A 20083-nucleotide genomic window follows, 5' to 3' on the forward strand; every position below is an offset into this window, starting at 1 on the left:
TTTGCCGTGGTGGCGGACGAGGTGCGCAAGCTGGCCGACTCCACCAGCCGCTCTACTGGCGAAATCGACACCATTGTCAAATCCATTGGCAGCCAGGTGCAGGTAGCGGTGCGTGACATGCAAGCAGTCGAGGCTAGTGTCAGTACCAGTGTGGGCAATATCAGCCAGGCTGGTGATGCGGTGAAGAGCATCAGCTTGCAATCGGATCAGGTGGTGCAACTGGTTGGCAGCGTCAGCCAGAAAGTGGCGGTGCAGCAGCAAAGCTGCGCCGAGGTGGCTAATGATGTCAGCGGCATTGCTGGCAATGCCTCGGAAACCCGCAGCGAGGTGGATGCCACCAACCAGGCGCTGAGCGCACTGGACAGCCAGGTCGAACATATTCACGCCGTCGTGGCACGCTTCCGGCTGCGCTGAACCGGCAGCTGCTGTGGCAAATCAGCGGAAAACCAACGGTTTTAATGATTTTCTATCGAAAGATGGATTTTTTGATGGAAATATATAAATAATCAGCGGGTTTTGGCATGATTTTTCTGCATGCTCGGCCCGCTCGCTGACTACAAGGCTGTCAGGGTCGAGCCGGCCACTTCGAGGCAGCCCCTTCACCGCTCAAGGCAATGGTTGGCATGGTCGCATCTGTTCGTAATCGTTTTATCCGCCTGGTTGTCATCGCCTATGGCGTGCTGGCCATGCTGTGGATTCTGCTGTCGGACAGCCTGCTCAGCCTGCTGGCTGATGCAGATACCATGCGTCAGCTGTCCACCTACAAAGGTGGTGTGTTCGTCCTGATCACCACCATCATGCTGTACTTTTCCCTGCGTGCGGTGCCGGCGGCAGAGCCTTCGCCGGTGGCGGGCTTGCTGGAAAACTGGGCCGAGCGCATGGGCCATGGCCGCATTGCCCCCTGGCTGGGCTATCTGCTGGCGGTGCTCTTGGCGCTGGCGGTACTGGCCTTGCGCCATCTGCTGCCGATCAGCGTGTACCAGCGGCCCATGCTCATCATGTTCATGTTTCCCATCATCCTCAGCGCCTTGCTGGGCGGACTGGGGCCGGGGCTGCTGGCGACCGCGCTGACGGTGGCCGGGGTGGACTGGCTGGCCACACCGCATTTTCATAGCAGCGCCGCCGAACCGTTCACTACTTTGCAATGGGGTTTTCTCGCCTTGTGCGGCGCTGCCGTCAGCTTGTTCAGCGGTTTGCTGCGGCAACTGGCCAAACGCAATGAAACCCACCGCAATCTGCTGGAAGCTGTAGTCACCGGTACCTCGGACGCGATTTTCGTCAAGGACCGGCAGGGGCGCTACCTGATGGTGAATGCCGCTGCTGCCCGCATGGTGGGGCGCGAGGTGAGCGCCATTATTGGCGAGGATGACCGTGCATTGTTTGACGCTGCCTCTGCTGCCGAGCTGATGGCGCTGGACGATGCCATCATGCATGACGGCAAGCTGCACACGCATGAAGAGTTCCTGCGCCTGCAGGACGGCTCCGAGCTGGTGTTCCAGGTGAGCAAGGGCCCGGTATTCGGCGCAGATGGGCAGGTGGTTGGCCTGTTCGGCATTTCGCGAGACATCAGCCGCCACAAGCAGGCCGAACAGGAATTGCAGGAGAGCGAGGCCGCCTTGCGGGCGGCGCAGCGCCTGGCGGGGATTGGCAACTGGAGCTGGGATCTGGCCAGTGACCAGCATGTCTGGTCCAGCGAGGTGTACCACCTTTATGGCCGTTCGCCGGCATTGCCGCCGGCGGTCTACCCCGAGGTCCGAGAATATTTCACTGCCGAAAGCTGGGCGGTTCTGTCTGCGCTGGTGCAGCAGTGCCTGCAGGATGGCCAGCCCTACCAGTGTGATGCGGAAGTGCTGCGGCCCGATGGCGAGCAGCGCTGGATCACAGTGCGTGGCGAAGCCGTGCAGGACAGCACCGGCCGGCTGCTGCGTTTGCAGGGCACGGTGCAGGATATCAGCGAGCGCATGCGGCTGACCTTGCAGATACGCAGCAGCGAGCGCCGGCTGCAGCAGGTGGTGGAGGCCACCAGCGACGGTTTCTGGGACTGGGATTTGCGCAGCGGCCATGTCTACCGCTCTGCCCGCTATTACGCACTCACCGGCTACCGGCCGGAGGACGACACGCACGATATCGGATTTTTCAAGCAACTGTTGCTGCCGGACGATCTGGATGTATGGCAGCAGGCCTTGCAGGCGCATTTGCGCGGCGAAACCAGCTTGATGGAGTTTGATGTGCGGCTGATCACCCGTACTGGTGAATTGCGCTGGGTGAGGGTGTGCGGGCGGGCGGTGGAGCGCAATGACATTGGCGAAGTGCAGCGGCTGGTCGGTACGCTGTCCGATATCACCGAGCGGCGCCGGCTGGATGAGGATTTACGCTTCGTGCTGAACGAAGCCGGTGATGCCATCTGGATTGCCGACGAGCAGGGCCAGTACCTGTTTGCCAATCCATCTGCCTGCCGCATGACCGGCCACGATCAGGCCCAGTTGCAACAGATGCACCTGGCCGACCTGCTGGCCCCGGCCAGCCAGCCTGCCTTGCCGACACACCTGCGTCAGCTGGAGCAGCAGCGTTTCATCCGCAGTGAGTGGATGCTCAGGCGAGTCGATGGCAGCGAGGTACTGGCCGAGCTGACTACGGTGCACATGCAGGATGGCCGCTACATGGCCTTTGGCCGTGACCTGACCGAAAAGAAACTGGCAGAACAGACGCTGCTGCAGCGTGAGCAGCAACTGGCGCGCGTGCTGGAAGGCTCCGACCAAGGCTATTGGGACTGGAATGTCCAGACCGACGACTTTCAGGTCAGCCAGCGCTGGAAGGAGATGCTGGGTTATCCGCCGGACAGCGGCGGCATCACCCGCCAGGTCTGGCAAGGCCATATTCATCCGGAAGATTATCCGCAGGTGGAGATGGCCTTGCAGCGCCACCTGGCAGGGCAGACCCCAGCGTATGAAATGGAAATGCGTTGCCGCAGCCAGGCGGGTGGCTGGCGCTGGATACTGTCGCGGGGACGGGTGGTGGAGCTCGATGGGCAGGGCCGGCCCTTGATGATGTCCGGCACCCATACCGACATCACCGAGCACAAGATTTATGCGCTGGCGCAGAAAGAAGCGGCCATCGTGTTCGACAGCAGCTACGAAGGCATCATGGTGGTTTCGCCGACAGGGCTGATGACCAAGGTGAATGCGGCGTTTACCCGCATCACCGGCTACCACGAAGAAGAAGCCATCGGCCGCTCGCCGGCCATCCTGTCCTCCGGTCAGCACGGGCCGGCTTTCTATCAGGAACTGTGGTCCATGGTGCGGCAGCATGATTTCTGGCGTGGCGAAATCTGGAACCGGCGCAAGAATGGCGATCTGTATGCCGAGCTGCTGTCGATCTCGGTAGTGCGCGACCAGTTTGGCCAGATCCAGCACTATATCGGCATTTTCTCCGACATTACCCAGTTGAAAGCCCACGAAGCGGAGCTGAACCGCATCGCCAATTTCGACCCGCTGACCGGTGTGCCCAATCGCCGTCTGCTGTCCGACCGGCTGGAGCAGGCCCTGATCCACAGCAGACGCAGCGGCAAGCCCTGCGCCGTGTGCTTTCTTGATCTTGATGGTTTCAAGGTCGTCAACGACTTGCATGGCCACGAAGCCGGCGACCAGTTGCTGATCGCGGTGACCGAGCGGCTGAAGTCGGTGCTGCGCGCCGATGACACGCTGGCACGGCTGGGGGGCGACGAATTCGTCCTGCTGCTATCCGGGCTGGAGAGTAATGATCAATGCATCCCGGTGCTCGACCGCGTGCTCAGTGCGGTGCGCCAGGAAGTCAGCCTGGATACGGCGACCATCTGCACTAGTGCCAGTGTGGGCGTTACCCTCTATCCGCTGGACGATGCCGATGCTGACACCTTGCTGCGTCACGCCGACCAGGCGATGTACCAGGCCAAGACCTCTGGCAAGAACCGCTACCAGCTGTTCGACCCGGAAAGCGACCGCAAGGCCCAGTTGCACCGCCGCACGCTGGAGTCGCTGGGACAGGCTCTGCAGCAGCAACAATTCCTGCTGTATTACCAGCCCAAGGTCGATCTGGGCTCCGGCCGCATCATCGGTGTGGAGGCGCTGATACGCTGGCAGCATCCCGAGCGTGGCTTGCTGGCTCCGGCAGCTTTCCTGCCCACCTTGCAGGGCAGCGAACTGGAAACCGCGTTTGGCCGCTGGGTGCTGGATGAGGGTGTGGCGCAAGCCGCCCGCTGGCAGGAGCAGGGCCTGGACATGGCAATCAGCATCAATGTCAGTGCCAACTACCTGTTGCATGCCGATTTTTATCTGCATCTGCAACAGGCGCTGCAGCGCTATCCGCTGCTCCAGCCCTCACTGCTGGAGCTGGAGGTGCTGGAGTCGGCGGCACTGGCCGACATGGATCAGGCCCTGGCCGTGTTGCAGCAATGCCGGGCACTTGGCGTGCACTTTGCTCTGGACGACTTCGGCACGGGCTATTCTTCGCTGACCTATTTGCGCAAACTGCCGCTGGATACCCTGAAGATCGATCAGAGCTTTGTGTCCGGTATGCTGGAGGATGCCGACGATCTGGGCATCGTTGCCAGCGTCATCCAGCTGGCAGAAGTATTCCAGCGCCAGGTGATCGCCGAAGGCGTGGAAACCATGGCGCATGGTGCGGTATTGCTGCAGATGGGCTGCCAGCTGGTGCAGGGCTATGGCATTGCCCGGCCCATGCCGGCAGCCGAACTGGACGAGTGGTGCCGGCAGTGGCAACTGCAGGGACTGTGGCGACAACTGGGCGACGGGCCTGTCATCTGAAGATGGCGGTAACTGGCGTAGGGCAGGGCTGTTCAGGTGATGACAAGACTAAGAAGCGTGTTGGCAGCGTGGTGCTGGATGTTGTTTTGCATGCCGGTGCAGGCTTTGCCGACCAATGGCGTGGTGTTGCAGATCGGCTTTGGCAGCAACAAGCCACCTTATATCTTCGAAGCCGAGCGCCGTGGACTGGAGCTGGACATCGTGGTGGCGGCCGCCCGGCGTGCCGGCATGGAAGTGCGGCCTTTCTTTGCGCCCATGGAGCGCTTGCAGGGCATGTTGCAGCAAGGCCGGCTGGACGGCATTGCCACCACCAATCCCTATAGCGGGCTGCATGCCTATTTTTCCCAGCCCTATCTGGAATATCACAATGTGGTGGTTGCCCTGGCCCAGCGCCGGCTGACGCTGCGTGACATCAGCGATTTGCAACGCTATTCCATCAGCAGCTTCCAGCGTGCGCGCCAACTGCTTGGCCCCTCATTCGAAGCCATGGTCAGTGCCAATACCCGTTACCGGGAAGAGGGCGACCAGAAAGTCCGCAACCGGCTACTGTATGCCGGCCGCGTCGATACCATCGTCGGTGACTGGCGCATCATCAGCTATTTCACGCAGGAGATGAGCGCCGAGCAGGGACCACTCCCGCCGGTGACCGTTTACCACCTGTTTGCTCCCACCCCGTATCAGATGGCTTTTCGTTACCAGTGGCAGCGCGACAACTTTGACCGTGGCCTGGCCTTGCTGCGCCAGAGTGGCGGCTACCGCGAGATCGAAGGCCGTTATGATGCAGCGCCGGTACATGCGCAACCCTGAACCCGGCACAGGCTGGCGTGGATCGGACGCCGCTGCCGATTGCTGGCACAATGCCGGCTTTTCGCCGTATTGCTGTATCAAGGAGCCTGCATGCCAGCCAAGCCGCATGCCCAGGCGCGGTCGTCAGGCCCCCGCCTGCACCCGCGCAACCGTCACCGGGGCCAGTATGATTTTTCCCGACTGCTTATTGCCTGTCCCGCGCTCAAAAAATATGTGCGGCCCAATGCCCAGGGCTTGCCCAGCATAGACTTTGCCAACCCGCAAGCCGTCAAACTGCTGAACCGCGCCTTGCTGGCCGACTGGTATGGCATCCGCGACTGGGATATCCCGGCCGCCTATCTGTGCCCACCCATTCCGGGGCGGGCCGACTATGTGCACTGCCTGGCCGACCTGCTGGCCGAATGCCAGCAAGGCCGCCTGCCGCAGGGCGATGCAATCCGCCTGCTGGATATCGGTGTGGGCGCCAATGCCATCTATCCCTTGCTGGCTCATGCCGAATATGGCTGGAGCTGTGTCGGTGCCGATATCGACAAGCTGGCGCTGGCCAATGGCCAGGCCATTCTGGCGGCCAATCCACAATTCGCCGCGCATATCGCATTGCGCCACCAGCCGCACACCGATCAGATGTTCAGCCACATCATCGCCAGCGGCGAGCATTTCGACGTGACCATGTGCAATCCGCCCTTTCATGCGTCGCGGGCCGCTGCTGCCGCCGGCAGCCAGCGCAAATGGCGCAATCTGGGCAAGGGCGGACCGCAGCAGGGCAAACAGCCGCTGCTGAACTTCGGTGGCCAGGAAAACGAGTTGTGCTATCCCGGTGGCGAACAGGCTTTTGTTGCCAGCATGATCAACGAAAGTGTGCGCTTTGCCCGGCGTTGCTGCTGGTTCACCAGCCTGCTGTCCAGTGCCGACAGTCTGCCTGCCTTGCGCCATGTCTTGCGTGAGGCCGGCGTCAAGCAAAGCCGGGTGCTGGACATGGCCCAGGGACAAAAGCGCAGCCGGCTGCTGGCCTGGAGCTTCTGGGATGTGGCCGGGCAGCAGGCCTGGGCAGCCCGTTACTGGACCGCGCAGGACCAGACCCCGGCTGCCGGCCGGCGCTGATTGGTTTATGGTGAAAGTGGGGCGCGGCAACGCAGCCCGCATGGAGTGGATCCGGACATGGCAAAACAATACGCAGTCTTGATGGTTTGCATGGGCAATATCTGCCGTTCGCCCACGGCCGAAGGGGTGCTGCGCGCCCATGTGCAGCAGGCTGGCCTGGCCGGGCAGGTGACTGTCGATTCGGCCGGCACCCATGCCTACCATATTGGTGAAGCACCCGACCCGCGCAGCTGCAAGGCGGCTTTGCGGCGCGGCTATGATCTGTCGGCACAGCGTGCACGCCAGGTGAGCGTGGCCGATTTTCAACGTTTCGACCTGATTCTGGCCGCAGACCGGGCCAATATGGCCGCCTTGCGCGCACTGTGCCCGCCAGAGAGCCGGGCCCGGCTGGATTTCATCCTGGCTCCACTGGGACAGCAGCCCGCACTCGAAGTCCCCGATCCCTACTATGGCGGTGCCGGGGGCTTTGACCGGGTGCTGGACCTGATCGAGCAGGCGAGTGTGCTGTGGGTGGAGCAGCTGCGGCAAACGCTGCGCGCGGCGGCCGACTGATTATCTTGGCATAAGACGGGTGGGGCTTTAAGCTAGACACCTGTATAAAGCCGGCATGGCCGGCATGTTTGCAAGGAAATAAATGGGACAGTTTTCGCGGGAACCATTGGCACCAATGGAAGTGGTACCCAGCCATAACGCAGATATCATCCTGCCACGCCAGAGCGGACGCACCCCGCTGGCACGCCAGACCGTGATTGTGGTCGGTTCCTCCACCGGTGGCACCGAAGCCTTGCGGGTGCTGCTCAGCGCGCTGCCGCCCACCATGCCGCCCATTCTGGTTACCCAGCACATGCCCGAACTGTTTACCAAATCCTTTGCCGCCCGGCTGGATTCCTTGTGCCAGCTGCAGGTGAAGGAAGCCGAGGATGGCGAGCGCCTGCAAGCCGGCACGGTGTATATCGCCCCCGGTCACTCTCATCTGCTGCTGAAGTCTGCTGCCACCATCGGCTATGCCACCTCGCTGCATCATGGCCCGCCGGTCAATCGTCACCGGCCCTCGGTCGATGTACTGTTCCGCTCGGCCGCCAATCTGGCTGGCAAAAACTGTATCGGCGTCATCCTCACCGGCATGGGGCGCGATGGTGCGCAAGGCATGCTGGAACTGAAAGAAGCCGGTGCCTACAATATTGCCCAGGACGAAGCCAGTTGCGTGGTGTTCGGCATGCCCAAGGAAGCCATTGCGCTCAAGAGCCAGCACGAGGTATTGCCGCTCACATCCATCGCCAGCCGCCTGGTCGCGCTGGTGGCCCAACGCCAGCCAACCGTATAGAAACCCGCGATGAAGTTGCCCATTCTTGTAGTCGAAGACGACGCTGACCTGCGCGAAGCCATTGTCGACACCCTCAGCCTGGCAGGTTATCCCACGCTGGAAGCCGGTGATGGCAGCGCTGCCCTGCTGCAATTGAAGAAAACCCCGGTGGGGCTGATCATTTCCGATGCACAGATGGCTCCGATGGATGGCTATAGCCTGTTTGAAGAGGTGAAGGTGCGCTATCCGGGCGTGCCCTTCATCCTGATGACGGCCTACGGCATCATCGAACGCGCCATCGAATTGCTGCGGGCAGGTGCCACCCACTATCTGCTCAAACCCTTCGAGCCGGCCAGCCTGATTGCCGAGGTGGAAAAGCATATCCTCAAGCTGCCAGACAGCGAGCGTGATGAGGCCGTGGCGGAATCACCGCAAATGCGCCAGCTGCTGGCGCTGGCCAGCCGGGTCGCCGGCAGCGATGCCAGCGTGATGATCACCGGCCCCAGCGGTGCCGGCAAGGAAGTGCTGGCGCGTTACATCCACCGTCATTCGCGTCGTCACGAGGGTGCGTTTGTGGCGGTGAATTGCGCCGCCATTCCGGATAACCTGCTGGAGTCCACCCTGTTCGGCCACGAAAAGGGCGCATTTACCGGGGCCGCCCAGGCCTTGCCCGGCAAGTTCGAACAGGCGCAGGGTGGCACCATCCTGCTGGATGAAGTCACCGAAATGCCGCTGTCGCTGCAGGCCAAACTGCTGCGGGTATTGCAGGAGCGTGAAGTGGAGCGCGTGGGCAGCACCCGCACCATCAAGCTGGATATCCGGGTGTTGGCCACCTCCAACCGCGATGTGGCAGGCGAAGTGGAAGCCGGGCGCTTCCGCGAAGACCTGTATTTCCGCCTGAATGTATTCCCGCTGCGCATTCCGGCACTGGCCGAGCGGCGCGAGGACATCCTGCCGCTGGCACGGCTTGTGCTTAACAAGTACGCTGAAGCCGCCGGGCGTTCCGGATTAAGCCTCTCCGACGAGGCCGAACGTCATTTGACGGCCTATAGTTGGGAAGGTAACATCCGCGAATTGGAAAACGTCATGCAGCGGGCGGTGATTCTTGCCGCCGGGCCGGCAATTCTTGCCGCCGACCTGTTGCTGGATGATGTTTCCGGTTCGACACCGCTTACCCGGACAGAAACCACCGTTCCGCCTATCATGTCTGCAGAGTCCGACATGAAAACGCTGGAAAAACGTCATATTCTGGATACACTGGCAGCAGTTGGAGGGGTCAAGAAACTCGCCGCCGAAAAACTGGGCATCAGCGAACGCACCTTGCGCTACAAATTGCAGCGCTACCGCGAGGAAGATGGTCAGGAAGTGGATCCGGATGATCTGGACGTACGCAGTACGGAGTAGCCATGTCGATTAATAATGTAGACCAGATGTTGAGCGAGCTGCGGGCCGCGTCGGCCCTGGCTGGCGGCAAGCCGGCAGCGCAGTCGCAGGACACGTCGCAAGTTGACTTTGCCGATGTTCTCAAATCCACGATTGAGCAGGTCAATTCTGCTCAACAAACTTCGCAGGAAATGCAGAAGCAGTTCGAGTTGGGAGATGAGGGGGTTAACCTGCAGGACGTGATGGTCTCCTTGCAGAAAGCCAGCCTGTCGTTCCAGACAATGGTCCAGGCGCGCAACAAGCTGGTGTCCGCCTATCAGGAAATCATGAATACCCAGGTGTAGCCTGGCCGAATACATATCCATGTTGCCGGCAGTGGCTGCGCTTGAAACTAAAACCACTGTATGGCTGATCTGGCAGAACAAAACGCGACTCCTGTTTGGCGAACCCGGCTTAACGATGCGTCTGATCGTTTCAAGTCGCTTCCCAACAATAAAAAAATCCTCTTCTTGGTGGCCTTGGCCGCCCTTTTCTCTGTCATTGTCGGCGCGGCGGTGCTCAATCGTCAGCCCAGCTACAAAATCCTGTTTTCCAATATTGCCGACCGTGACGGCGGTCAGGTCACGGCTGCCTTGCAGCAGATGAACATTCCCTATCAATTGGGGGATGGTGGCACCGTGTCCGTGCCGGCCGACAAGGTCTACGATGCCCGTCTGCGCCTTGCCGCCCAAGGGCTGCCCAAGGCTGGTGGCGTCGGCTTCGAGCTGATGGACAACCAGAAATTCGGCATCAGCCAGTTTGCCGAGCAAGTCAATTACCAACGCGCCATCGAGGGTGAGCTGGCCCGCACCATCGAAGCCATCGGCTCGGTGGAATCTGCCCGCATCCATATTGCCATTCCCAAGCAAAGCGTCTTTGTGCGCGACCAGCAGCAGCCCACTGCATCGGTCATGCTCAATCTGTTCCGCGGCCGCACCATGGACCAGGGGCAGGTGGCCGGCATCGTGCATCTGGTGTCCAGTGCCGTGCCCAATCTGCCGGTGAAGAACGTCACGGTGGTGGATCAGGACGGCAATATGCTGTCCAAACTGTCGGACAAGGACACTGCCGGCATGGACCAGACCCAGCTGGGCTATGTGCGCCAGGTGGAAGATGGCTACGTCAAGCGCATCGAAAGCATTCTTGAGCCCATATTCGGCCAGGGCAATATCCACGCCCAGGTCACGGCCAATGTGGATTTCTCCGAGGTAGAACAGACTTCGGAAAGCTACCGTCCCAATTCGACGCCGAATCCCTCCGCCACCCGCAGCCAGCAGATCGTCGAGCGGCTGGGTAGTGGCGCGGCCAACGCCGGTGGCGTGCCGGGAGCCTTGTCCAATCAGCCCCCCTCATCGGCTTCGGCCCCCATCACCCTGCCGCCGGGTGCTGCGCCGGGTACGGCCACGCTGTCTGGTCAGGCCATGGGGCAGTCCGGTGCGCTGGAACGAGACATCACCACCAATTACGAAGTGGACAAGACCATACAGCACACCAAGATGCCGCAAGGTGTGGTGAAGCGTCTGTCAGCCGCCGTGGTGGTCAACTATCGCAAGATGCCGGACAAGACCGGCGAGGTGAAACCGACGCCGCTGACCGCCCAGGAAATCCAGCAGATCAATAATCTGGTCAAGGAGACCATGGGCTATAACAGCCAGCGCGGCGATACGCTGAACGTGGTGAATGCTGCCTTTGCCGATGCGGCCGTGCCGGTCACCATGCAGGAAAAGGTCACCGATTACCTGAGCAGCAACGCCTCCAGCCTGATCAAGTACGCCTTGCTCACCATTGCCGTACTGTATTTGCTGTTCGGCGTGGTGCGGCCTATCGTCAAGGATCTGGTCAAGCCGCAGGATGCGGTCAAGAAAGGCCCGGATGGCAAGCCGCTTACCGATGCCGGTGGCCGTCTGCTGGCGGTGGCGGGGGATGATGAAGCAGGGACGGCGGCTGCGGGCGCTGGTGGCAAGGCCGTGGCCGGTACCAATCCCGATGGCACGCCGGAAAGTCCCAAGGATGCCCAGATGCGTCAGTACAACCTTAATCTGGAAGCCGCGCGCGAGCTGGTGAAGTCTGATCCGCGCATGGCCGCCCAGATCATCAAGGAATGGATCAGCTCCGATGAGTGATAACGGTGTGCATCGCAGTGCCGTACTGCTGTTCAGCCTGGGTCAGGCTGAGGCTGTAGAGGTGTTCAAGTATCTGGGGCCGAAGGAAGTGCAGAAGATTTCGCTGGCCATGGCGGCCATCAATAATCTCAGCTACGACCAGATCGACGACATCGTCGGCAAATTCCGCGAAGAATGCGCGGCCCGCGCCAGCATCGGCGCCTCGGACGAATACCTGCGCAATGTGCTGATCGAGGCGCTGGGGCCGGACAAGGCGGCCAACCTGCTGGACAAGATCATGCAGGGCAACGACCACAGCGGCATCGAAAGCCTGAAGTGGATGGACCCGTCCTCGGCGGCCGATCTGATCCGCCACGAGCACCCGCAGATCATCGCCACCATCCTGGTGCATCTGGAGCCGGACCTGTCCAGCTCCATCCTGGCCTTCTTCCCGGAACGCTTGCGCAACGAGGTGCTGATCCGTACCGCCACGCTGGAAGGCGTACAGCCACAGGCGCTGCGCGAACTCAACGACGTGCTCACCCAATTGCTGTCCGGCTCGGACCGCATCAAGAAGAGTGCGTCCGGCGGCATCAGCCTTACCGCGGAAATCCTCAACTTCATGGGTTCCAATGTGGAAGGCTCGGCGCTCAACTACATCCGCGAATACGACCCGGAGCTGGCGCAACGCATCCAGGACAAGATGTTCGTGTTCGAGAACATCCTCGACATCGACGACCGCTCCATCCAGACCATTCTGCGCGAAGTGCAGTCCGATTCGCTGGTGGTGGCGCTCAAGGGCACCAGTGCCGAGCTCAAGGACAAGATCTTCCGCAATATGTCGCAGCGTGCGGCCGAAATGCTGCGTGACGACCTGGAATCCAAGGGGCCGGTCAAGCTGTCCGAAGTCGAGGCCGAGCAGAAGGAAATCCTCAAAGTCGTACGCAAACTGGCCGACGATGGCCAGATCGTGCTAGGCAGCAAGGGTGGTGACGAAGGCCTTGTCGAATAATCCGATTATTCCGGGCGAGCAACTGCAAGGCTGGAGCAGCTGGATGCCGGCCGAGCTGAGCCAGGACGATGGCGAACTAAGCCCGAGCCAGCTGGCCGGGCTGGATGCCTTGCGTCGTCATCTGGAGCAGGCCCCCACGGCGGCAGCTGCTGAAATGGCTGAAGACCAGGCCGAGGCTGCTGCAGCCGCGGCAGAAGCCGCCGCACAGGAAGAGGCCGTTGGCTATCCCACCGCCTCGGAACTGGAAGCCATTCATCAGGAAGCCTGGCAAACCGGCTACGACGAAGGTGTGCAGGCCGGCCATGCCGAAGGGCTGGCACGCGGCATGCAGCTGGGGCACGACCAGGCCAGCGAACAGTTTGCCCAGTTGTGGACCCCCTTGCAGGAACTGTCCGGCAATTTCGCCCGCGAACTGGCGCGGGTGGAAGAAGAACTCTCCGGCTCGCTTTTGCAGCTGGCCATGCAATTGGCCGAGCGGCTGGCCGGCGAGCACCTTGCCCACAGCGACTCGGCCATCGTCGCGCAGCTGCGCCAGGTACTGGGCGAATTGCCCGCCACCATGAGTCAGGCACGCCTGCGGGTCAACCCGGCCGATCTGGCCGCCGCACGTGAATTCCTGCAGCAGGAAACACCGGAAACCCAGTGGCAATGGATAGAAGATGCCCACATCCAGCGCGGCGGCTGCATCATCGATACCTCGTCACTGCAGCTGGACCTGCGGCTGGCATCACGGCTGGCCGCGCTAAGCAGTGCACTGGGGCTGGATGCCGCACAAGATGACCTCGCTGATTGATCGACAACGCGCCTTTCTGGGCGATTGCGGCCGCGCCGCGCAAGAGGCCGCGCTGTGGCAACCTTGCGGCCGGCTGCTGCGCGTCACCGGCATGGTGATGGAAGCCACCGGCATCAAGCTGCCGGTTGGCAGCGCCTGTCAGGTAGAGCTGGCCGACCGGCATGTGGTGGAAGCCGAAGTGGTGGGTTTTTCCGGCGACCGCGTCTACCTGATGCCCTTGGCCAATGTACACGGCCTGTTGCCAGGCACCCCGGTGCGTCCGCTGGTGCCATCGCACCCGCCCTGTTACGGGCAGAATGTGGTGTCGGCTCGCGTCAATGGTCCGGCTGGCCGCCAGGTACCGGTAGGTGAAAGCCTGCTGGGACGTATTCTCGATTCGCTGGGCCGGCCACTGGATGGCAAGGGCCCCATCCATCCCGAAGCCTATTTCCCCCTGCATAGCCAGCCGATGAACCCGCTGGACCGCTCGCCGGTCAAGCAGGTATTGGATGTAGGCGTGCGCGCCATCAACGGCCTGCTGACCGTGGGGCGTGGCCAGCGGCTGGGCCTGTTTGCCGGCTCCGGCGTCGGCAAGTCGGTACTGCTGGGCATGATGGCGCGCTTTACCCGTGCCGATGTGGTGGTGGTGGGGCTGATCGGCGAGCGGGGGCGCGAGGTCAAGGACTTCATTGAAAACATTCTGGGCGAGGAGGGCATCGCCCGCGCCGTGGTGGTGGCCGCTCCGGCCGACATGCCGCCGCTGATGCGCCTGCACGGTGCCGCGTATGCCACGGCACTGGCCGAATATTTCCGTGCCCAGGGTAAGGATGTGCTGCTGCTGATGGACTCGGTCACCCGCTATGCCATGGCCCAGCGGGAAATCGCCCTGGCCATCGGTGAGCCGCCGGTGACCAAGGGCTACCCGCCATCCGTGTTTGCCCGCCTGCCGCAACTGATCGAGCGTGCTGGTAATGCCGCCAACGGTGGTGGCTCCATTACCGGCTTCTATACCGTGCTCTCCGAAGGCGATGACCAGCAAGACCCGATTGCCGACTCGGCACGGGCGATTCTGGATGGTCACTTCGTGCTGTCGCGCGAACTGGCCGAGGCCGGGCACTATCCGGCCATCGACATCGAACAGTCCATCAGCCGTGTCATGGTGGACGTGGTGCCGCCCAAGCAGATGGACCAGGCGCGCTATTTCAAGCAGCTGTATTCGCGTTATCAGCGCAACCGCGACCTGATCAGCGTTGGTGCCTATGTACCCGGTTCGGACCCGGTACTGGACGAAGCCATGCGCCGCCAGCTGCAGATGACCAGCTTTCTGACCCAGCCCATGCATGAGTCGCAGGACTACTCCACCAGCCAGTTGCAGCTGGATAGTGTGCTGGCGTAAGCGGCTAAGCCATGGCGCAAAGCAAATATACCTTCCTGATCAAGCTGGCCGAGGACAAGCAGGCGGCCGCTGCCGAACGCATGCGCCAGGCGCAGGCCAAGGTGCTGGATGCAATGAACCGGCAGGAGCAGCTGGAGAATTTCCGCAATGAATACCGCGAGCGGCTGACCACCGGCGGCATGAAGGGCATGAGCATTGCCCAGTGGCAGGACTTTCAGAAATTCCTTGGTCGGCTCGACGAGGCCGTACGCATTCAGCAGGGCGATACCGAATTCGCCAAACAGCGCTTCATCATGGAGCGCCAGGCCTGGCGCAACGAGCATAAAAAGCTCAAAGCCTATGAAAAGCTGCTGGAGCGTGAACGCGAGCGCGAGCAGCTGGTACAGGCGCGGCGCGAACAAAAAATGACGGATGAGTTTGCCACCCGTCGCTTCTGGGACCAGACCCACGGCGAAGACTGAGCCGCGCCGTCCTGATGCCGGGCTCAGGCCTGCAGCAAATGGGCGCGGCCTTGCACTGTCAGCCCCACCATGCTGCCACACGCTGGCAACGGCCAGCAGGCGCTGCGCAACTGCAGCGGGCTGGCCAGCTCGGGCAATCGCAGGCTGAGCAGGCTGGAATGGCCGCCAAAATCACACTCCACCACTTGCGCCATCACCGCCGGCGCGGCGCCAGCCTCGGCCTGTAGCGACAGTTGCTCCGGGCGCAGCATAATGCGGCCCGCGCCACAGAACTGCCCGTCATTGATGGCAATTTCCCCCAAGGCACAATGTGCCTGGCCAGCCTTGATCTGCGCCGGCAGGATAAGCGCCTCGCCCAGAAACAGCGCGGTGGTCTCATCGGCCGGCTGGCTGTATAGCTGCTGTGGCGTGCCGGACTGAATCAGTCTTCCCTGGCGCATCACCGCCAACTGGTCGGCAAAAGACAGCGCCTCGGCCTGGTCGTGGGTCACCAGAATCGCGCTGATGCCGGCCTCGCCCAGCAGCTGCGCCACCATCTTGCGCATGGCTGCGCGCAAGCCGGTGTCCAGTGCCGAGAAGGGTTCATCCAGCAACATCAGCTGCGGCTGCTGTGCCAGTGCCCGCGCCAGCGCCACGCGCTGCTGCTGGCCGCCGGACAGTTCATGTGGCCAGCGTTGCAGCATGTGCTGTTCCAGCGCCACCATCTCTACCAGCTCGGCAATGCGCTGCTGGCGCGCCGGGCCCTTGTCAGCCAGGCCGAAGCCGATATTGTCGGCTACCGTCAGGTGTGGGAACAGCGCGCCATCCTGCGCCACATAACCGATGCGCCGCAGATGGGCGGGTAGTGCACGGCCGTCGGCGGCCAGGGTCTGGCCATTCAGGCTGATGCTGCCGCTATCGGGAAATTCGAAGCCGGCGATCATGCGCAGCAAGGTGGTCTTGCCGGAGCCGGAAGGGCCGACAATGGCCAGCCGGCTGCCGGATGTGGCATGCAGGGAAACATGGTCGACAGCCTTGACGCTGCCGTAGTGTTTGCACAGTTGGTGCAGATGCAGGGAGCTCATCGTCCAGCAGTCCGTTTGGAATGGTAATGGAGCAGCCAGGTCAGCGGCAGCGACAGCAGCACCATCAGCAGCGCATAGGGCGCAGCGGCGATGTAGTCGATTTCGCTGGTCATGGCCCAGAAACCGGTGGCCAGGGTGCGGGTGCCGTTGGGGGCCAGTAGCAGGGTGGCGGTCAGCTCGTTGCTGATGGCCAGAAAAACCATGGCCATGCCGGCGGCAGCGCCCGGAGCCGCCAGCCGCAGGGTGACCCGCCACAAGGCTTTGCCGGGCGTGCAGCCCAGGCTGCGTGCTGCGTATTCCAGTTCGGCCGGTGCCTGGGCGATGCCGGCGCGTAGGCTGATCAGCGCACGTGGCAGGAACATCAGCAAATAGGCCAGCAAGATGGTGATGACCGTCTGATAGAGCGGCCGGGCAAAGTTGATGGTGATGGTGACCAGTGCCAGCGCGGTGACGATGCCAGGCAGGGAGCTGGTGATGTAGTTGCAGCCCTCCTGCAGCCGTTGCAGGCGGCTGGGTGCACGTACCGACAGCCAGGCGAGCGGCACGGCTGCCAGCACGGTCAGCAAGGCGCCGGCCGCCCCGTACAGCAAGGTCTGGCGCAGCGCCGGCCACAGCGCATCGTTGTGCCATGCTTCACCTCCGCCCTCCCACAGCCAGTGGCCCAGGGTCAGCAGCGGCACACCCAGGGTCAGCGCTGCCGTTGCCAGACACAGTAGCAGGGCCGGCAGGCTCCAGCGCCAACCGAGTTTTGTCGTTACTGCCTGGCGTGCCGAGCCAGCTCCGACGCGGGCGTAACGGGCTTTGCCGCGGGTGGCGGCTTCCGTGCTCAGCAGCAGCAGGCAGCACAGGGCCAGTACGCCGGCCAGCATATTGGCGGCCGGGCCGTTAAAGCTGGACTGGAACTGGTCAAAAATCGCGGTGGTGAAGGTGTCGAAGCGGATCATGGCATACAGGCCGTATTCGGCCAGCAGGTGCAGGCTGACCAGCAAGCCACCGCCCCAGATCGCCAGCCGCAGTTGCGGCAGGGTGACGCGCCGGAATACCGCCCACGGCGCGAGTCCCAGCGCCGCAGCACTGTCCTCCAGCGCCGGGTCCATGCGTCGCAGCGCGGCGGCAGCAGGCAGATAGATAAACGGGAAATAGGCGATGACAGACAGCAGAACGGCCGCCGCCAGGCCGTTGAATGCCGGCAGCAGGCTGATCCAGGCATAGCTGTGTACAAAAGCGGGTACGGCCAGTGGCGCAATGGCGAGCGCCGACCACATGCGCCGCGCTGGCAAGTTGCTGCGTTCGGTCAGCCAGGCCATGGCGATGCCCAATACCACGCACAGAGGCAATGCCAGCACCACCAGCAGGCTGGTGTTGAACAGCAATTCGCCCACACGGGGGCGGAATACCAGCCGCGCCACCGTCTCCCAGCCAGTCTGGATGGAAATGACGATGATGAAGGCCAGCGGCAGCAGGGCCAGCAGTGAGATCAGCAGCGAGCTGCCGCTTAGCCATAGTGGCAGCCGCCGCCCCGGCAGCTTCAGGTCCGGGTTGGTGGCTGGGTGGGTAATATCGGCTGCCGCGGTGGCAGCCGATGTGCTGGATGACGTGCTGGGCATGGAATTACAGCAGGCCGGCCTGGGTCATCAGTTCAACCGTCTTGCGGCTGTTCAGGCGAGAGGCGTCGATCTTGGGCGCATCCAGATTCTTCAGCGGCACCAGCTTGGGGTTGGACTGTGCGCCCAGACCCACGGCGTACTCGAAAGAATTCTCGGTACGCAGAATGTCCTGGCCACCCTTGCCGGTAATCCATTTCAGGAAGGCCTGGGCTTCTTCCTTGTGCTTGCTCGACGCCAGCACGCCACCACCGGACAGGCTGACAAAGGCGCCCGGATCCTGGTGCTTGAAGTAGTGCAGTGCAGTGTTCTTGCTGTTTTCGCCGGTCTTGCTCTGGTCGCCGAAATAGTAATAGTGATAGATCACGCCGCCATCGATCTGGCTGGCATTCACCGCCTTCATCACCACGCTGTTGCCCTTGTAGGGCAGGGCATTGGTTTTCATGGCTTTCAGCCATGCCAGCGTGGCAGCTTCGCCTTTCTGTTCCAGCAGGGCGCTGACAATGGCCTGGAAGTCGGCACCGGCCGGGGCTGCAGCCCAGCGGCCTTTCCATTCCGGTTTGGCCAGATCCAGCAGCGACTTGGGCAGCTCTTTCTGGGTCAGACGGTTCTTGTTGTAAACAAAGACGGTGGAGCGGGCGGCAATGCCCACCCACTTGCCCTGGGCCGGGCGGTAGGCCGGGTCAACCTGGGCCAGCGTGGCAGGGGCCAGCGGTGCCAGCAGCTTGGCATTGTCGACCAGCACCATGGCCGGGGAATTTTCAGTCAGGAATACATCGGCCGGCGAGGATGCACCTTCCTGCACGATCTGGTTGCCCATTTCACTGTCGCTACCATTACGTACCGTTACCTTGATGCCGGTTTCCCGGGTAAAGCCTTCCACCCATGATTTGGTCAGGCTTTCGTGTTGGGCGTTATACACCACGATGCCGTCGGCGCTAGGAGCGGCGTGGGCGCTGCCAGCAAACAGGGCGGCGAGCAACAGGCTGATTTTGGCAAAGCGGGAGGAAGGGCTGGACATCTGTACGGTGCTCCTTGCTGAAAACTGACAGGAAAGGCCGGGCCGGCGAGGACGCTTGATTCATCGCCGGGCTGGCTATGGAATTAAACCAATTGTAATGCAAAAGATAATGATTCGCATTAATAAAGTTAATTGGCCAGGATTAGGGTGCCAGCAGGCTGCTGCCTGCGGCTGGCATGCAAATTGCTGTAATGCCTGCATCTTTCCAAGGGGTTTCGGCCATGACGATTACCGTAATTCCGGCGACCAGCGCCAAAACTGCCATGCCGCAAGGGCAGGCGGATGCCAGCCCGCAAGATGGCGGCGGCCTGTTTGCCAGCTTGCTGGGAGTGCAGATCGGCAACCTGACCAATGCCTTGTCAGGGCCGGTCACCGCTAGTGGCGACGACGGCAAAGGCAAGCAGAGCAAGGATTCCACGGCGTCTGACGATACAACCGCCACCGATGCTTCCCCCAATATGCTGCTGGCAGCCTTGCCCATGCTGCAGGCTGCCTTGCCGGTGCAACCGGTGCAGGACAAGCCTGTCGTCACCGCCACCACCAGCGATGCCGTGACCGCTGGCATCAAGAACGTGGGGATCGATCCACTACTGCAGGGTGCAGCCGGGCTGAAGCGTCAGCAAGGTTTGCCAGCGCAAGAATTGCCGGCTAATGACGGCAGCGCGCAGCAATTCTTGCCGCCCAATGCCGATCAGCTGGCCTCGGCCAGCCAGAGTGCCAACCAGGCCGCGCAGGCTGCACAGGCCAGCCAGACCAAGACGCTGACCATCTCGCAGCCGATGACCGATCCGAATTGGTCAAAGGCGCTGGGAGATCAGGTCCTGTCCATGGTCAGCATGAAAATGGACAAGGCCACCATCCAGGTCAATCCGCCGCAATTGGGACCGGTGGAGGTTACGCTGAAAATGAATGGCAATGACCAGGCGCAGGTGATTTTTACCTCTGCCGTGCCGGCAACCCGTGAAATAATCGAAAACAACATGCCGAAACTGGTATCCATGATGGCTTCCAGTGGTATAGCTCTTGCCGATGCACAGGTTTCCAGCGGACAATCCGGGAATCGGCAACAGCAATTCAACCAGAACCAGAATGGCCGCCGCCAGAATGCCGCTGGCAACGACGAAGACGACACCCTGGCAGCCATCCAGTCCGCACGTGGGATACTCAGTATCTTTGCCTGATTTTGCTCAAAGGGGGCTCTATTCAGTTCGTGCGG

The 20083-nt window shown here is 61.9% G+C and carries 17 protein-coding genes; 14 read left to right on the plus strand and 3 right to left on the minus strand.

Translation table 11 applies throughout. The features are described from left to right. From EAY64_RS06445 to fliJ, 13 genes are all read left to right on the plus strand, one after another. A partial coding sequence (locus EAY64_RS06445) for a methyl-accepting chemotaxis protein (RefSeq protein WP_233566471.1) occupies positions 1-414 on the plus strand: 414 nt, incomplete at its 5' end. 209 nt (positions 415-623) lie between these two features. Then, on the plus strand, positions 624-4802 hold the full coding sequence (locus EAY64_RS06450; protein ID WP_158604627.1) for a sensor domain-containing protein: 4179 nt from the start codon (positions 624-626) through the stop codon (positions 4800-4802). Between the two features lie 90 nt (positions 4803-4892). Then, positions 4893-5609, plus strand: coding sequence for a substrate-binding periplasmic protein (locus EAY64_RS06455; protein ID WP_103523961.1), 717 nt, complete (start codon positions 4893-4895; stop codon positions 5607-5609). 90 nt (positions 5610-5699) lie between these two features. Further along, positions 5700-6710 carry a 23S rRNA (adenine(1618)-N(6))-methyltransferase RlmF gene (gene rlmF, locus EAY64_RS06460; protein ID WP_103523962.1) on the plus strand — a complete coding sequence of 337 codons (1011 nt, stop codon included), beginning with the start codon at positions 5700-5702 and terminating at the stop codon, positions 6708-6710. A 57-nt stretch (positions 6711-6767) separates the two neighbouring features. Continuing rightward, positions 6768-7262, plus strand: a complete 495-nt coding sequence (locus EAY64_RS06465) for a low molecular weight protein-tyrosine-phosphatase (protein ID WP_226034265.1) — start codon at positions 6768-6770, stop codon at positions 7260-7262. 82 nt (positions 7263-7344) lie between these two features. Continuing rightward, positions 7345-8034, plus strand: a complete 690-nt coding sequence (locus EAY64_RS06470; protein ID WP_103523963.1) for a chemotaxis protein CheB — start codon at positions 7345-7347, stop codon at positions 8032-8034. A 9-nt stretch (positions 8035-8043) separates the two neighbouring features. Then, the gene (locus EAY64_RS06475; protein WP_103523964.1) at positions 8044-9417 is read left to right on the plus strand and encodes a sigma-54-dependent transcriptional regulator; all 1374 of its coding nucleotides are present in this window, start codon (positions 8044-8046) and stop codon (positions 9415-9417) included. Positions 9418-9419: 2 nt separating this feature from the next. After that, complete coding sequence (fliE, locus tag EAY64_RS06480; protein ID WP_059286228.1) at positions 9420-9740, plus strand: flagellar hook-basal body complex protein FliE; 321 nt, start codon at positions 9420-9422, stop codon at positions 9738-9740. 60 nt (positions 9741-9800) lie between these two features. Further along, on the plus strand, positions 9801-11558 hold the full coding sequence (gene fliF, locus EAY64_RS06485) for a flagellar basal-body MS-ring/collar protein FliF (protein ID WP_103523965.1): 1758 nt from the start codon (positions 9801-9803) through the stop codon (positions 11556-11558). Beyond that, on the plus strand, positions 11551-12549 hold the full coding sequence (gene fliG / locus EAY64_RS06490) for a flagellar motor switch protein FliG (RefSeq protein ID WP_059286226.1): 999 nt from the start codon (positions 11551-11553) through the stop codon (positions 12547-12549). The genes fliF and fliG overlap by 8 nt, the downstream gene beginning before the upstream one ends. Continuing rightward, on the plus strand, positions 12527-13342 hold the full coding sequence (locus tag EAY64_RS06495) for a FliH/SctL family protein (RefSeq protein ID WP_226034266.1): 816 nt from the start codon (positions 12527-12529) through the stop codon (positions 13340-13342). The genes fliG and EAY64_RS06495 overlap by 23 nt, the downstream gene beginning before the upstream one ends. Then, positions 13326-14717, plus strand: coding sequence for a flagellar protein export ATPase FliI (fliI, locus tag EAY64_RS06500; RefSeq protein ID WP_103523967.1), 1392 nt, complete (start codon positions 13326-13328; stop codon positions 14715-14717). Before EAY64_RS06495 ends, fliI begins: the two co-directional genes overlap by 17 nt. 11 nt (positions 14718-14728) lie before the next feature. Continuing rightward, positions 14729-15178 carry a flagellar export protein FliJ gene (fliJ, locus tag EAY64_RS06505; RefSeq protein WP_103523968.1) on the plus strand — a complete coding sequence of 150 codons (450 nt, stop codon included), beginning with the start codon at positions 14729-14731 and terminating at the stop codon, positions 15176-15178. 23 nt (positions 15179-15201) lie between these two features. Here fliJ and EAY64_RS06510 read toward each other — a convergent pair whose 3' ends face one another. The 3 genes from EAY64_RS06510 to EAY64_RS06520 are packed head-to-tail and all read right to left on the minus strand — an operon-like array spanning position 15202 to position 18867. Next, a complete protein-coding gene (locus tag EAY64_RS06510; RefSeq protein WP_103523969.1) occupies positions 15202-16242 on the minus strand; it encodes an ABC transporter ATP-binding protein in 1041 nt (346 codons plus the stop codon). Next, a complete protein-coding gene (locus EAY64_RS06515; protein ID WP_103523970.1) occupies positions 16239-17849 on the minus strand; it encodes an ABC transporter permease in 1611 nt (536 codons plus the stop codon). Before EAY64_RS06515 ends, EAY64_RS06510 begins: the two co-directional genes overlap by 4 nt. Positions 17850-17853: 4 nt before the next feature. Then, complete coding sequence (locus EAY64_RS06520) at positions 17854-18867, minus strand: iron ABC transporter substrate-binding protein (protein ID WP_103523971.1); 1014 nt, start codon at positions 18865-18867, stop codon at positions 17854-17856. Positions 18868-19088: 221 nt separating this feature from the next. On the opposite strand from EAY64_RS06520, the gene EAY64_RS06525 reads away from it, so the two are divergent. Beyond that, a complete protein-coding gene (locus tag EAY64_RS06525; RefSeq protein ID WP_158604628.1) occupies positions 19089-20048 on the plus strand; it encodes a flagellar hook-length control protein FliK in 960 nt (319 codons plus the stop codon). The last annotated feature ends 35 nt before the right edge of the window (positions 20049-20083 follow it).

This window comes from Aquitalea palustris (assembly GCF_003693445.1).
GTDB classification, from domain to species: Bacteria; Pseudomonadota; Gammaproteobacteria; order Burkholderiales; family Chromobacteriaceae; genus Aquitalea; species Aquitalea palustris.